Source organism: Enterobacter sp. BIDMC 29, from assembly GCF_019378755.1.
Classification (GTDB): domain Bacteria; phylum Pseudomonadota; class Gammaproteobacteria; order Enterobacterales; family Enterobacteriaceae; genus Enterobacter; species Enterobacter ludwigii.
Genome location: NZ_CP080000.1, coordinates 3,641,420 through 3,655,104 on the forward strand (window position 1 = coordinate 3,641,420; position 13,685 = coordinate 3,655,104).

The following is a 13,685-nucleotide window of genomic DNA, read 5'->3' on the forward strand; positions in this document are numbered from 1 at the left end:
TTTCCCTGCAGAGCGAACATCTCGGTGCAGGGAAAGATTATATCACGCTTTTATTAGTCGGGAGTAAAGTGACGTAAATGTTGCACGGTTGCCAGCCATGCTGCCACCCAGCCGATCATCGAGCACACCAGCAGCAGTAACAGGCACTCATCGAACCCTAAGCCGCTGATATCAAACTTCGTTCCGAAAACCTGCGCCACTTCGGTTACGGCAGAGGACAGCCGCATCACCAAAATTTCTGACAATATCAGTGAAAGAAATGCGCCGGAAAAACCGAGCAATGCGCCGCCGTACAGGAACGGACGCAGGATGAAGCCATCCGTCGCACCAATCAGTTTCTGCACGTTGATGGTGTCGCGACGCGCGAAAATGCTCAGGCGCACGCTGTTACCGATGACGAGGAAGACCGCCGCCACCATCAGCACACCAATCATCGCCGCCACGCGCCCTACCAGCCCGGTCAGCGCAGCAAGACGCGCAAACCAGCTGTCATCCATGCGCACTTCATCAATCCCGTTGATACGGGTGATGCGGTCACGCAGGGTGTTGAGCGAATCGGTCCCCTGGAAATCGAGTTTCGGGATCACCACCGCCACGGCCGGGAGGGGGTTCTCTTCAAGCATGTCCAGCGCACCGCCAAAGCCTGACCAGTTACGGAACTCACCCAGGGCTTCTTCACGAGAGAGATAATTCACTTTCTCTACGCCCTGTTCGGCCTGGATTTGCCCCACAACCTGCGCCGCCGCGTTATCGTCGAGCGCCTTATCCAGATAGACCGTGATCTGCGGAGAAGGATAGTACTGCGACGCCGCCTGGTTAACGTTTTTATAGACCATGTAGCAGACGCTTGGCAGCGTCAGGGAGATGGCAATCACCATCACCGTCAGGAACGTCGCCAGCGGTTTGCTTTTCAGGTCCTGCAGCGCACCGTGGAAGGCATAACGCACCTGCTCGTTGAACACGTTGGTTTTGCGGGAGTTCGGCTTAGGCGCCGCTTTCGCACGCTTTGGCGCATTACGATTGCCGTCACCGCCGCCCTGCGGCTTACGGAAGCGGTCAAACCGGTTTCCGAACTGCCGAATCTGGTTTATTGCATCACGCTTATTCACCGAGGCCTCCGTGCAAATGACCGTCGCTCAGGGTCAGCATGCGGTACGAACGACGGGAAATCAGCCCGATGTCGTGCGTCGCCATCAATACCGTCACCCCAACGCGGTTAAATTCCTCAAACAGACGCAAAATCCCTTCTGACAGGGCGTCGTCCAGGTTACCGGTCGGTTCATCCGCCAGCAGTACCGCAGGTTTGTTCACCACCGCACGGGCAATCCCCACACGCTGCTGTTCACCGCCAGACAGCTGGATCGGGAAGTTCTTCGCTTTGTCCAGCAGCCCGACTTTATCCAGCGCCGCAGAGACGCGACGACGGATATCATCATAGCTGGCACCGGCAATAATCAGCGGAATGGCCACGTTATCGAAAACGGTGCGATCCATCAGCAGGTGGTGGTCCTGGAAAATCATGCCAATCTGACGACGCAGGAACGGCACCTCACGGTTTTTCAGACGGCTAATATCATGGCCGCTGAACCAGATTTTCCCGGCGCTCGGCCGCTCGATCCCACAGATAAGCTTGAGCAGGGTACTTTTCCCCGCGCCGGAATGGCCGGTCAGGAATGCCATCTCGCCTGGCTGCAGGTGGAATGTCACCCCCTGCAGCGCTTGTCTCCCACCGAGATAGGCCTTGCTGACGTGTTCAAAGCGAATCATTGTTAGTCCTCTCGGGCAAATAGTGCCTCAATAAAGTCGTCCGCTTTAAACGGACGTAAATCCTCAATACGCTCGCCCACACCGATGTAACGGATAGGAATATTGAACTGATCGGCCACGGAGAAGATCACCCCGCCTTTCGCGGTGCCGTCCAGTTTGGTCAGCGTGATCCCGGTCAGCCCTACCGCTTCATGGAACAGCTTCGCCTGGCTAATGGCGTTCTGTCCGGTGCTGGCATCAATGGTCAGCATAATTTCATGCGGTGCCTCTTCGTCCAGCTTCTTCATGACGCGGACGATTTTCTTCAACTCTTCCATCAGGTGCGCTTTGTTCTGCAAACGCCCTGCGGTGTCGGCAATCAGCACATCCACATTACGCGACTTCGCCGCCTGGATAGCGTCAAAGATAACGGAGGCGGAATCCGCACCGGTATGCTGCGCAATCACCGGGATGTTGTTACGCTGGCCCCAGACCTGCAGCTGCTCAACCGCCGCCGCACGGAAGGTATCACCTGCCGCCAGCATTACCGATTTGCCCTGCTGCTCAAACTGTCGCGCCAGCTTGCCGATGGTGGTGGTTTTCCCCACACCGTTCACGCCAACCATCAGAATAACAAATGGCGTTTTGCCTTCAATATTAAGCGGTTCGTCAACTTTTGCGAGGATTTCGCCCATCTCGTCTTTCAGCAGACCGTACAGCGCTTCGGCGTCACGCAGCTCCTTGCGGCTCGCCCCTTCGGTCAGACTGGCGATGATCTTACGGGTTGTTTCCACCCCAACGTCGGCGATCAGCAGTTGCTCTTCCAGCTCCTCAAAGAGATCGTCGTCGATCTTCTTGCCGCGGAACAGACTGATAAATCCGGAACCTAAGTTTTCTTTGGTTTTGAGCAGGCTACGCTTCAGGCGGGCGAAGAACCCTTCTTTGGTGGGTTTTTCCTGCTCCTGAGCGACCTCTTCACCCTGCTCTGGTTGCGCTTCCACCGGCACGACGATAACCGCTTCTTCCGCCGCTTCTGCCGCCAGCGCCTGGGCTTCCAGCTCTTCGTCGGTAAGCGCTGGCTCGTCTTGTGCTTCTTCTTCCACCGCCTCAACAATTTCGACGGTTTCTGCCTCGGCCTGCCACTCCTGCGCTGAAACCTCTTCGGCTTTCACCTCTTCCGGCAGCGGCAACGTTTCATGCTCGATAATCGCCTGCGGCGTATCGATAACGTCTTCTACCACAACGGGTTCTGGCTTCTCGCTTTCCTGAACCTGTTCGGTAACTTCCACCACCTCTTCAGCAAAGGCTTCGGTCTCTTCTTTGCTGTGCGCGTGCTCTTCCGCGTCGACAACGGCGGCAGTTTCTACCGGCGTTTCAGGCTGAGACTGCTCTTCAACGGCTTGTTGTTCTTCGGTTTTCTGCTCTGTTTCTTGCTCTTTTTCACCGAAGCCCAGCCAGGAAAAGAAGCCACGTTTTTTTTGTTTTGCCATCTGCGACTACACTCCTCGCGGCGCTATATACATGGAAGCTAAAAAAATGATGAAATAGTCTAACACTTTACTTAATTGACATCACCGCCCGCAATCGCAGGCCAATTGTTAACAGAGCTTTCCAGAGATGAAGAAACCCAACCGCGCCCCAGCCGGTCAAATTCGTATTATCGGCGGCCAGTGGCGAGGCCGGAAATTACCGGTGCCGGATAGCCCCGGACTACGCCCAACCACGGACCGCGTACGCGAAACGCTGTTTAACTGGCTGGCCCCCTCAATGGTGGATGCCCACTGCCTTGACTGCTTCGCGGGCAGCGGCGCGCTGGGTCTGGAGGCGCTGTCGCGCTATGCCGCCAGCGCCACGCTGCTGGAGATGGAGCGCGGCGTCGCGCAGACGTTGCAGCAAAATCTGGCAACGCTGAAAGCGACCAATGCCAAAGTAGTGAATACCAACACACTGAGCTTCCTCGCGCAAAAGGGCACGCCGCACAACGTGGTGTTTGTCGACCCGCCGTTCCGCAAGGGGCTGCTGGAAGAGACGTTATCCCTGCTGGAAAACAACGGCTGGCTGGCGGATGACGCGTTAATCTACGTCGAAAGCGAAGTCGAAAATGGTTTACCGCCGGTCCCGGTTCACTGGGATCTGCACCGAGAAAAAGTGGCAGGTCAGGTCGCTTATCGTCTGTATCACCGTCAGGCACAAGGAGAATCCAATGCCAGTACTGATTAATGTGGGACGTTTGTTGATGCTGGGCGTCTGGGCATTTCTGCTCCTCAATCTGGTGCACCCGTTCCCGCGCCCGATGAACATCTTTGTGAACGTGGCCTTTATTTTTACCACCTTCATGCACGCCCTGCAGATGGTGATGCTGAAAAACGGCCTGCCAAAAGACGGTCCGCAGATGACCGGCTGGCAGCAGCTGCGCGTGTTTATTTTTGGCGTATTTGAACTGCTGGTGTGGATGAAGAAATTTAAGGCCCAGGCGAAGAAGTAAGGCGCCTCAAGCCTCAGCCTACCCCTCTCCCTGCGGGAGAGGGAACATTACCGATCTGGCGTAAACCCTTCAAACCGCGACCCTTTGTAACTCAGAATCCCTTTTTCTCCCACCGTCAGTTGATGGTACTGCTGCGCCTCCAGACGGTAGGTCATCTCCAGCCCGCCGGTTTCCGGCTTAAAGCTCGCTTCATAGCGCACGGTGGCTCCCGCCGGCGTAACCTGCTGCTGGCGCGAGCGTCGGTCATTGAGGGCTTTCTCGCGTTTATTGCTTACCACCACGCGTTTTTGCATCAACGGCGCGGCATCGTTGTCCGCCTTCTCACGGCGCTGCTGCACGAAACGAAAGGAGGCGGCAATGACGATAATCGCCACCACGATAACGAAAAAAAGCGGCATCTTGCTCATTCAAAAATCCCATCAGATTATACGGAATTCAGGATACCTTGCCTTCCCCGGCATTGCCAAACGCCTGCCCCCATCACTACACTGAATAAGAAACTGATTATTCAGACTCAACAGTTACAGGGAGTTAATATGCTTTGGTCATTTATCGCTGTCTGTTTTTCCGCATGGCTTTACGTCGATGCATCCTATCGCGGCCCTGCCTGGCAGCGATGGTTGTTTAAACCCGTCACGCTGTTGTTACTCCTGCTGCTTGCCTGGCAAGCGCCCATGTTTAACGCCGTCAGCTATCTGGTTCTTGCCGGTCTGTGTGCGTCCCTGATTGGTGATGCCTTAACCCTGTTGCCGCGACAGCGCCTGCTGTATGCCGTTGGGGCATTTTTCCTGTCGCATCTGCTTTATACCATTTACTTCGCCAGCCAGATGACGCTCTCCTTCTTCTGGCCGCTGCCGCTGGTGCTGCTGGTCATTGGCGCGCTGCTGATCGCGGTGATCTGGACGCGTCTGGAAGAGATGCGCTTGCCTGTCTGCACGTTTATCGCCATGACGCTGGTGATGGTATGGCTGGCGGGTGAACTGTGGTTCTTCCGTCCGACGGCACCGGCAATGTCCGCGTTCTTTGGTGCCACGCTGCTGTTACTCGGGAATATCGTCTGGCTGGGCAGCCACTATCGTCGCCGCTTCCGTGCGGATAACGCGATTGCCGCCGCCTGCTACTTTGCCGGGCACTTCCTGATTGTGCGTTCACTGTATATCTAAATAAGCCTTGACTCTGGAGTCGACTCCAGAGTGTATGCTGCGGTTAATGAGAAAATTATCATTACCGGAGACTGCCATGTCGACTCCAGAAACACCTAAAAAAGTTCCACAATTCTCGGCACTTAAGTTCAGCCCTGTTCCCGCGAAGGACGACTGCTGCTGCGACGGCGCATGCGAAACGCAAAACACGCCGCCGCTCCCGGAAAGCGCAAACCGCTACAGCTGGGTGGTCAACGGTATGGACTGCGCGGCCTGCGCCCGTAAAGTCGAAAACGCGGTAAAACAGGTCCCGGGCGTCAGCCACGTCCAGGTACTTTTCGCCACCGAGAAGCTGCTGGTCAGCGCCGATAATGACATCAGCACGCTGGTTGAAGCCGCCGTCAGTAAGGCCGGTTACAGCCTGCGCAGCGAAACCGCATCTGTCGAAAAGACGTCAGCCCTGCGAGAAAACCTGCCCATTATCACCCTTGTCATCATGATGGCCCTGAGCTGGGGTCTGGAGCAGTTTAACCACCCGTTCGGTAACCTGGCGTTCATCGCCACGACGCTTGTCGGACTGTTTCCGATTGCCCGTCAGGCCGTGCGGCTGATGAAAAGCGGAAGCTGGTTCGCCATCGAAACGCTGATGAGCGTGGCGGCGATCGGCGCGTTGTTTATTGGCGCGACGGCGGAAGCGGCCATGGTGCTGTTGCTGTTCTTAATTGGCGAGCGCCTTGAGGGCTGGGCGGCGAGTCGGGCACGGAAAGGGGTCAGCGCGCTGATGGCGCTGAAACCGGAAACCGCAACGCGGGTGACGGGCAGCGAACGCCAGACGGTGGCAATTAACACGCTGCGCCCGGGTGATGTGATTGAGGTCGCCGCCGGCGGGCGTCTGCCTGCGGACGGTGAACTGCTTACCGCCACGGCGAGTTTCGATGAAAGTGCCCTCACCGGCGAGTCGATTCCGGTTGAACGCTCAGCGGGCGAGAAAGTGCCTGCAGGCGCCACCAGCGTCGATCGTCTGGTGCAACTCACGGTCCTCTCCGGACCGGGTGAGAGCGCCATCGACCGCATCCTGAAGCTGATTGAAGAGGCCGAGGAGCGTCGCGCACCCGTTGAGCGCTTTATCGATCGCTTCAGCCGGATCTACACCCCCGCCATCATGCTGGTCGCCCTGCTGGTGACAATTATTCCACCGCTGTTCCTGGGCGCAGCCTGGGAAGGCTGGGTTTATAAAGGTCTGACGTTGCTGCTGATTGGTTGCCCGTGCGCGCTGGTGATCTCCACGCCGGCGGCCATTACCTCCGGCCTGGCGGCCGCGGCGCGTCGTGGAGCGCTGATTAAAGGCGGTGCGGCGCTGGAGCAGCTGAGCCAGGTGCAACATATCGCCTTCGATAAAACCGGTACGCTGACGGTGGGTAAACCGCAGGTCACGGGCATTTATCCTCAGGAGGTCAGTGAAAACACGCTGCTCACCCTGGCCGCTGCCGTCGAACAAGGCTCCACCCACCCGCTGGCACAGGCAATAGTCCGCGAAGCGCAGTCGCGTGGGCTGGACATCCCTGCCGCCACCGCACAGCGGGCGCTGGTCGGGTCCGGGATTGAAGCCGACGTTGAAGGGAATAACGTCCTGATCGTTGCCGCGAATACGTTTCCGGCGGCCGGGCTGAGCCAGCCAGTCCAGGCGCTGGAACAGGCCGGGCAAACCGTGGTGATGGTGGTGCAAAACGGCGTGGCGATAGGGATGCTGGCACTGCGTGACACGCTGCGTGACGATGCAAAAGACGCCGTCGCCGCGCTGCATCAACTGGGCGTGCAGGGGGTGATCCTCACCGGGGATAACCCGCGAGCCGCGGCAGCGATTGCCGGTGAGCTGGGGCTGGCGTTTAAAGCCGGGTTATTGCCTGCGGATAAAGTACGCGCCGTAACGGAACTGAACAACCATGCACCGCTGGCAATGGTGGGTGACGGCATCAACGATGCCCCGGCGATGAAAGCCGCCACCATTGGCATTGCAATGGGCAGCGGCACCGACGTGGCGCTCGAAACCGCCGACGCGGCGCTCACCCATAACCGCCTGACCGGGCTGGCGCAGATGATTGCTCTGGCGCGCGCCACGCGGGCCAATATCCGTCAGAACATCGGGATTGCGCTGGGCCTGAAGGGGATTTTCCTGGTCACCACGCTGCTCGGTATAACCGGCCTGTGGCTGGCGGTACTGGCGGATACCGGCGCGACGGTACTGGTGACGGCGAACGCGCTCCGCTTATTACGTCGACAATAACACGAGATGCCCTCTCCCACCGGGAGAGGGCGGAAAACGGCGTCACTGCATCCCTAACACGCGCGGCAGCCACAGCGAGATGGCCGGGATGTACGTCACCATCGCCAGCACCACCAGCAGCATGCCGTAAAACGGCAGCATGGCGCGAACCACATGCTCGATTTTCTGTTTACTTACCGCGCTCGCCACAAACAGCACCGAACCGACCGGCGGCGTAATCAGCCCGATCCCCAGGTTCACCATCATGATCATCCCAAAATGCACCGGATCGATGCCCAGCGAATTGGTCACCGGCAACAGCACTGGCGTCAGGATCAGGATGATCGGCGCCATGTCCATTAACGTGCCGATCAGCAGCAGCATGATGTTGAGATACATCAGGATCACGTACTTGTTATCGGAGAGCGAGGTGAAGAACTCGGTGATACGGCTCGGGAGCTGCATGTAGGTCATCACCGCGCCAAACGCCGCCGCAAAGCCAATCAGTATCATCACGATGGTGACGGTTTTCACCGTCCTGCACATCAGCTTCGGCAGCTCGTTCCATTTGTAGTCCCGGTAGATAAACATGGTGACAAAGAACGCCCACAGACAGGCCACAGCAGCGGATTCCGTTGCGGTAAATATCCCGGACAGTATCCCGCCGAGAATAATCACTACAGTCATCAGCCCCCACAGCGCGTCCAGCGTGATTTTCAGCGCCTGCTTAAAGGGAATTTTTTCCCCTTTCGGGTAGCCACGTTTGCGGGCAAAGCCCAGACACATTGCCATCAGGCTTACGCCGAGCAGCAGCCCTGGCAGCACCCCCGCGATAAACAGCGTCGCGATAGAGACCGTTCCGCCTGCCGCGAGGGAATAAATTACCGAGTTGTGGCTGGGCGGGATCAAAATCGCCTGTACCGATCCGCTGGCGGTCACCGCCGCCGCATAATCGCGTGGATAGCCCTTCTTCTCCATCTCCGGGATCATTACGCTGCCAATGGAGGCCGTATCCGCCACCGACGAGCCGGAAATCGCGCCGAAGAACGTGGAGGCCACAATATTCACCAGCGACAGCCCACCGCGAATAAAGCCAACAAACACGTAGGCGAAATTGACCAGCCGTCGGGCAATCCCCCCTTCCGCCATAATCGCACCCGCGAGAATAAAGAAGGGGATCGCCAGCAGCGTGAATTTATTCACCCCGCTGGTTATCTGAATCATCAGCGCCTCGAGGGGTAAATCTATCCACAACGCGCCCGCGACGGCGCTTAGCCCGACGGCAAAGGCCACCGGCATCCCCAGCGCCAGCAAAATGGCGAGGGTGAATAACAAAACGAATGCATCCATTGTTCACCCCTTAACTGTGGTTGCCGATCAGCACGACGGGACGGTTTTCCTGCGAGCCAAACAGCAGGCGCTCAATCACAAACAGGATCAGAACGGCAGAGCCCACCGGCAGCGGCAGATAGCTCTCGCCGGAGGTCAGGACCGGAAATTCGGCGACCGGTTGCTCCCAGAGTTCGACGCACAGCCAGTAGCTGTACCAGAACATCAGGCCAGCGATCAGCAGCATCAGCAGATCAACGGCCCGTGCGCAGACGGTTTTTAACGGCCCGGGCAGCCGGTCGGTGAGCATATTCACCGCAATGTGCGAACCGGCACGGTAGCTGACCGCCGCGCCGATAAAGGTGAAGGTCACCATGCAGATGATGGCAACCGGCTCCGGCCAGGATTCACCGCGGTTAAGCACATAGCGCGAAAAGATGCCGATGGGGATCACAATCGTCATCACCAGCAGCGAGATGCCCGCCACGGCCATCGCCAGCAGGTAGAGACGGTCCATCCACTTCAGATAAAGTTCGGACATACGTACTCCGGTTACTTGACGTCAGCGATGGCTTTCATCAGATCCTGATGCTTTTCGCCATACTGGGCGCGCACCGGCTCTGTGGCTTTGATAAATACCGTTTTGTCGATCTCGTGGAACTGCACCCCGCCAGCCTTCATTTTTTCCAGCGCCTGGGCGTTATAGGCTTCCCACAACTTACGTTGTTCAAACTGGGCTTCACGGGCCAGGGTCAGGATCTTTTTCTGCTCGTCGGCGCTGAGTTTGTCCCACTTCACTTTTGAGTAGAGCAGCATTTCCGGGGTGATAAAGTGGCCGCTGAGGGTGTAGTTTTTGGCGACCGGCATATAGTTATGCGCGACATAGGTCGGTGGATTATTCTCCGCGCCGTCAATCACGCCGGTTTGCATCCCGCTGTAAACTTCGCTCACCCCCATTGCCACCGCGTTAGCACCCATATCTTTCAGCGTCGCCAGCGCCACCGGACTGCCCTGTACGCGGATTTTCTTCCCTTTCAGATCGTCGGGTTTAACAATCGGATCTTTGGTGATCAGGTTGCGGGTGCCGGAGTCCATCCAGCCGAGGAACACCAGTCGTGATTTCGGGTTGGCGGTCAGCTTATCGCCAATTTGCTTGCCGATATCCCCGTCGATCACTTTGTGCATGTGGTCTTCATCGCGGAAAACGTAGGGCAGCGTGAAGACTTCGATATCGGGCAGGATGGCCGCCACCGGCGCCATCGAGACGCGGATCATATCGATCGCCCCCATCTGCGCCTGCTCAATCATCTGTTTTTCATCCCCCAGCACGCCGCCGGGGAAAACCTTAATCTCCAGCTTGCCATCGGTTTGTTGTTTGAGTTTTTCACCCATTTGCTGAACCGCCACCACGTTCGGGTAGCCTTCAGGGTGCACATCGGCGGCTTTGATGGTTTGCGCAGCGACAGAGCAGGCAAAAGCGGAGAGGCACAGGGCGGCCAGTAACGGCTTGAGGGTCGTTTTCATCGGGTCAACTCCAGGGTAGTGAGATAAGCGTTAAAACAGTGTTTTATTTTTGTACGCTTAAAAACTAGACTACGGCCGGAAAAGCGGAGGTGAAGCGCCTCACAAAAGCGTGAAATTTTGAAACGATGGTTTAGAAAGGTTTTCTCCCTCTCCCGGTGGGAGAGGGTCGTGGTGAGGCCATCAGGCCGCACTTACCCCTTACGGATCACATACCGGTACGGCAGCGTTTCGGTCTGCTGTGCCACTAGCTCATGTTCCATAAAGGTACAAAAACCGGGAATGTCGCGGGTGGTGGCGGGGTCGTCGGCGATGATCAGCAGCGTCTCACCGGTCTGCATGTTGCGCACGGTTTTACGTACCATCATTACCGGCTCCGGGCAGCGAAGGCCCTGAGCATCAAGGGTGTGGTCTGGGCTGGAAAACAGATCGGTCATGTTCTTCTCGGTCAGGTAAAAACGGCTGTAGTTTACGCCCCATCGTCGGCAATGCAACCAGGTTAACGATTGCGTAAAAACTAACCATTGCAATGTCCGGCCAAAGCAGTATCATGCTGCGGTTTTTATTGGGTTCCCTCACCCCAACGTATAAAAAGGTTACAACATGATGCAGTTTTCTGATTCGCAGCGCGTTAAAGCGTTGTTCTGGCTTTCGCTTTTTCATTTGCTGGTGATTACCTCCAGCAACTATCTGGTGCAACTCCCGATCTCCATCTTTGGTTTTCATACCACGTGGGGCGCGTTCAGTTTCCCGTTTATTTTTCTCGCCACTGATTTGACCGTGCGTATTTTCGGCGCACCGCTGGCTCGCCGCATTATTTTTGCGGTCATGCTGCCGGCGCTGTTCATTTCGTACGTGATCTCTTCCCTGTTTTATATGGGAAGCTGGCAGGGGTTCGAGGCGTTAACGCACTTCAACCTGTTTGTCGCCCGTATCGCCTCCGCCAGCTTTATGGCCTACGCGCTGGGGCAGATCCTCGACGTTCACGTGTTTAACCGCCTGCGTCAAAATCATCGCTGGTGGATGGCACCCACGGCGTCCACGCTGTTCGGCAACGTCAGCGACACGCTGGCCTTCTTCTTTATCGCATTCTGGCGTAGCCCGGACGCATTTATGGCCCAGCACTGGATGGAAATCGCCCTTGTGGACTACTGCTTCAAGGTGCTTATCAGCATTGTGTTCTTCCTGCCGATGTACGGCGTCCTGCTGAATATGCTGCTGAAAAGACTCGCAGATAAATCTGAAATCACAGCATTGCAGGCTGGTTAAGGGTTCGCTTTATCAGTTGTGATAAGATGAGCCAATCAGCCGTTATGGCCGTTTATCGAAAGGAAGAAGTTAATGCGCAATCTGGTTAAATATGTCGGGATTGGCCTGCTGGTTGTGGGCCTTGCAGCCTGTGATAACAGCGACACGAAAACGCCTGCTCAGGGCGCGTCTGCAGAGAGCAACGCCACCGGTCAGCCGGTGAGTCTGCTGGACGGTAAACTCAGTTTCTCTCTGCCAGCAGATATGACTGACCAGAGCGGCAAGCTGGGTACCCAGGCGAACAATATGCACGTTTACTCCGATGCAACCGGGCAGAAAGCCGTTATTGTGATTGTGGGCGACGACACCAGCGAAGACCTGGCCGTCATGACCAAACGTCTGGAAGATCAGCAGCGCAGCCGCGATCCGCAGCTGCAAGTTGTGACCAATAAATCTATCGAACTGAAAGGCCACACGCTGCAACAGCTGGACAGCATCATTTCAGCAAAAGGCCAGACCGCTTACTCTTCCGTGGTGCTTGGTAAGGTCGATAATAAACTGCTGACCCTGCAGATCACCCTGCCGGCGGAAAATCAGCAGAAAGCGCAGACGGCTGCTGAAAACATCATTAACACCATCGTGATCCAGTAATTCTTCACGATGATGACGTGGCCTCCGGTGCCTGCACCGGGGGCCATTTTTTTAGCCGCCATGTCAGCATCAATGCGATAACCACCAGCCCCGCCGCGGCAAGATAGATTACCGGAACCCCTGCCCACGCCATCACCAGCCCCGCCAGCGGCCCGGTAATGCCCAGCGACATGTCCATAAACACCGTGTAGGTCGCCAGCGCCGACCCCTGGTTCTGCTGTGGCACGGCTTTTACCGCGACCACGCCGAGTGCCGGGAAGACCAGCGAAAAGCCAGCGCCGGCGAGGAAAACGCCCATTTTCGCCATCCACGGTGCGGTGGCAATCCCGGTCAACACCAGCCCGACAATCTCTACCGCAAAGCAGATCAACGCCACATTCAGTCCCCCCAGACGGTTGATACCGTTCGGGAAGAGCAAACGCGCGCCGACAAACGCACAGCTAAACAGCGTCAGGGCAAAGGCTGCGCCGTCCCAGCCTTTGGCGTCATAGAAGAGAGTGATGAACGTGGCGATCACGCCGAAGCCGGTGGTTGCCAGCGCCAGCGCCATACCATAAGGCCAGACGCGCCCCAGCACCGCCCTGAACGGCAGTGGCTTGCCTTTGCTGGCCTTCACCTTGGGGCGCGGCAGGGCAAACAGAATCGCGAGCAGCGCGACGACCATAATGGTGATAGCCAGCCCGGATAGCCCGCCAGAGGCATAACAGATCACCCCCAGTGGTGCGCCCAGTGCCATCGCGCCGTAGGTGACGATACCGTTCCACGAGATCACCCGGCCAATATGGGACGCACCCACCACACCCACACCCCACAGCGTCGAACCGGTACCCGCCAGACTTTGTCCGATACCCAGAATCACTCGCCCCAGACAGAGCAGCGCCAGGCTGACCAGCGGCCAGTGGCTGGTGGTGGCGGCCAGCAGGTAGCCCAGACCACTCAGAAAACAGCCGCAGAGCCCCACAATGACGATGCGCTTTGGCCCAAACAGATCCGCATAGCGCCCGGCATGCGGGCGGCTCAGGAGCGTGGCGAAATACTGCAGGCTGATGACCAGCCCCGCCCAGAATGCGCTAAAACCCATGACGTCATGGACATAGCCCGGCAACACCGCCAGCGGCAGGCCAATCGTCAGATAACTGGCGAAGTTAAAAATCACAACGGAAACAATGCGCAGATTGAGGCGCAATCCGCTCAGCGCCGGTTCGGCGGCATACTCTGGCATGGGGTTTAACCTGAATTTTTACAACAGTGTTTCACTATTACCACGGCAGGATAAGAAAATCAGCACTGACTTTCAGAT

15 protein-coding genes are annotated in these 13,685 nt (G+C 57.2%); 6 read left to right on the plus strand and 9 right to left on the minus strand.

Annotated elements, in window-relative coordinates; genetic code table 11:
• Positions 1 to 53 precede the first annotated feature (53 nt).
• The 3 genes from ftsX to ftsY are packed head-to-tail and all read right to left on the minus strand — an operon-like array spanning position 54 to position 3,236.
• The gene (gene ftsX / locus JTA15_RS16225; protein ID WP_014172012.1) at positions 54 to 1,109 is read right to left on the minus strand and encodes a permease-like cell division protein FtsX; all 1,056 of its coding nucleotides are present in this window, start codon (positions 1,107 to 1,109) and stop codon (positions 54 to 56) included.
• On the minus strand, positions 1,102 to 1,767 hold the full coding sequence (gene ftsE / locus JTA15_RS16230) for a cell division ATP-binding protein FtsE (protein WP_014172013.1): 666 nt from the start codon (positions 1,765 to 1,767) through the stop codon (positions 1,102 to 1,104). The genes ftsX and ftsE overlap by 8 nt, the downstream gene beginning before the upstream one ends.
• A gap of 2 nt (positions 1,768 to 1,769) precedes the next feature.
• Positions 1,770 to 3,236, minus strand: coding sequence for a signal recognition particle-docking protein FtsY (ftsY, locus tag JTA15_RS16235; protein WP_040018227.1), 1,467 nt, complete (start codon positions 3,234 to 3,236; stop codon positions 1,770 to 1,772).
• 127 nt (positions 3,237 to 3,363) lie between these two features.
• On the opposite strand from ftsY, the gene rsmD reads away from it, so the two are divergent.
• Both rsmD and JTA15_RS16245 read left to right on the plus strand, forming a co-directional pair.
• A complete protein-coding gene (rsmD, locus tag JTA15_RS16240) occupies positions 3,364 to 3,966 on the plus strand; it encodes a 16S rRNA (guanine(966)-N(2))-methyltransferase (RefSeq protein ID WP_020884541.1) in 603 nt (200 codons plus the stop codon).
• The gene (locus JTA15_RS16245; protein ID WP_014172016.1) at positions 3,950 to 4,231 is read left to right on the plus strand and encodes a DUF1145 family protein; all 282 of its coding nucleotides are present in this window, start codon (positions 3,950 to 3,952) and stop codon (positions 4,229 to 4,231) included. The genes rsmD and JTA15_RS16245 overlap by 17 nt, the downstream gene beginning before the upstream one ends.
• A gap of 47 nt (positions 4,232 to 4,278) precedes the next feature.
• Here JTA15_RS16245 and JTA15_RS16250 read toward each other — a convergent pair whose 3' ends face one another.
• Positions 4,279 to 4,638 (minus strand): DUF2500 domain-containing protein, encoded by a 360-nt coding sequence (locus tag JTA15_RS16250; RefSeq protein WP_047954783.1) that lies wholly within the window; start codon positions 4,636 to 4,638, stop codon positions 4,279 to 4,281.
• Between the two features lie 129 nt (positions 4,639 to 4,767).
• On the opposite strand from JTA15_RS16250, the gene JTA15_RS16255 reads away from it, so the two are divergent.
• Both JTA15_RS16255 and zntA read left to right on the plus strand, forming a co-directional pair.
• Positions 4,768 to 5,394 (plus strand): lysoplasmalogenase, encoded by a 627-nt coding sequence (locus tag JTA15_RS16255; RefSeq protein ID WP_014172018.1) that lies wholly within the window; start codon positions 4,768 to 4,770, stop codon positions 5,392 to 5,394.
• A 76-nt stretch (positions 5,395 to 5,470) separates the two neighbouring features.
• The gene (gene zntA, locus JTA15_RS16260) at positions 5,471 to 7,657 is read left to right on the plus strand and encodes a Zn(II)/Cd(II)/Pb(II) translocating P-type ATPase ZntA (protein ID WP_219372495.1); all 2,187 of its coding nucleotides are present in this window, start codon (positions 5,471 to 5,473) and stop codon (positions 7,655 to 7,657) included.
• A 42-nt stretch (positions 7,658 to 7,699) separates the two neighbouring features.
• Here zntA and JTA15_RS16265 read toward each other — a convergent pair whose 3' ends face one another.
• The 4 genes from JTA15_RS16265 to tusA form a co-directional block, all read right to left on the minus strand.
• Positions 7,700 to 8,986, minus strand: coding sequence for a TRAP transporter large permease (locus JTA15_RS16265; RefSeq protein WP_014172020.1), 1,287 nt, complete (start codon positions 8,984 to 8,986; stop codon positions 7,700 to 7,702).
• Positions 8,987 to 8,996: 10 nt separating this feature from the next.
• Positions 8,997 to 9,506 (minus strand): TRAP transporter small permease, encoded by a 510-nt coding sequence (locus JTA15_RS16270; RefSeq protein WP_014172021.1) that lies wholly within the window; start codon positions 9,504 to 9,506, stop codon positions 8,997 to 8,999.
• Between the two features lie 11 nt (positions 9,507 to 9,517).
• Positions 9,518 to 10,489 carry a TRAP transporter substrate-binding protein gene (locus tag JTA15_RS16275; RefSeq protein WP_014172022.1) on the minus strand — a complete coding sequence of 324 codons (972 nt, stop codon included), beginning with the start codon at positions 10,487 to 10,489 and terminating at the stop codon, positions 9,518 to 9,520.
• 191 nt (positions 10,490 to 10,680) lie between these two features.
• Complete coding sequence (tusA, locus tag JTA15_RS16280) at positions 10,681 to 10,923, minus strand: sulfurtransferase TusA (RefSeq protein ID WP_020884537.1); 243 nt, start codon at positions 10,921 to 10,923, stop codon at positions 10,681 to 10,683.
• A gap of 166 nt (positions 10,924 to 11,089) precedes the next feature.
• On the opposite strand from tusA, the gene JTA15_RS16285 reads away from it, so the two are divergent.
• Together JTA15_RS16285 and JTA15_RS16290 are read left to right on the plus strand one after the other, a co-directional pair.
• Entirely contained in the window at positions 11,090 to 11,755 is a 666-nt protein-coding gene (locus tag JTA15_RS16285) for a 7-cyano-7-deazaguanine/7-aminomethyl-7-deazaguanine transporter (RefSeq protein ID WP_020884536.1), read from the plus strand.
• Positions 11,756 to 11,827: 72 nt separating this feature from the next.
• Positions 11,828 to 12,385, plus strand: coding sequence for a DcrB family lipoprotein (locus JTA15_RS16290; RefSeq protein ID WP_014172025.1), 558 nt, complete (start codon positions 11,828 to 11,830; stop codon positions 12,383 to 12,385).
• Between the two features lie 4 nt (positions 12,386 to 12,389).
• On the opposite strand, the gene JTA15_RS16295 is transcribed toward JTA15_RS16290, so the two are convergent.
• A complete protein-coding gene (locus JTA15_RS16295) occupies positions 12,390 to 13,607 on the minus strand; it encodes an MFS transporter (protein WP_134180059.1) in 1,218 nt (405 codons plus the stop codon).
• Positions 13,608 to 13,685: the final 78 nt, after the last annotated feature.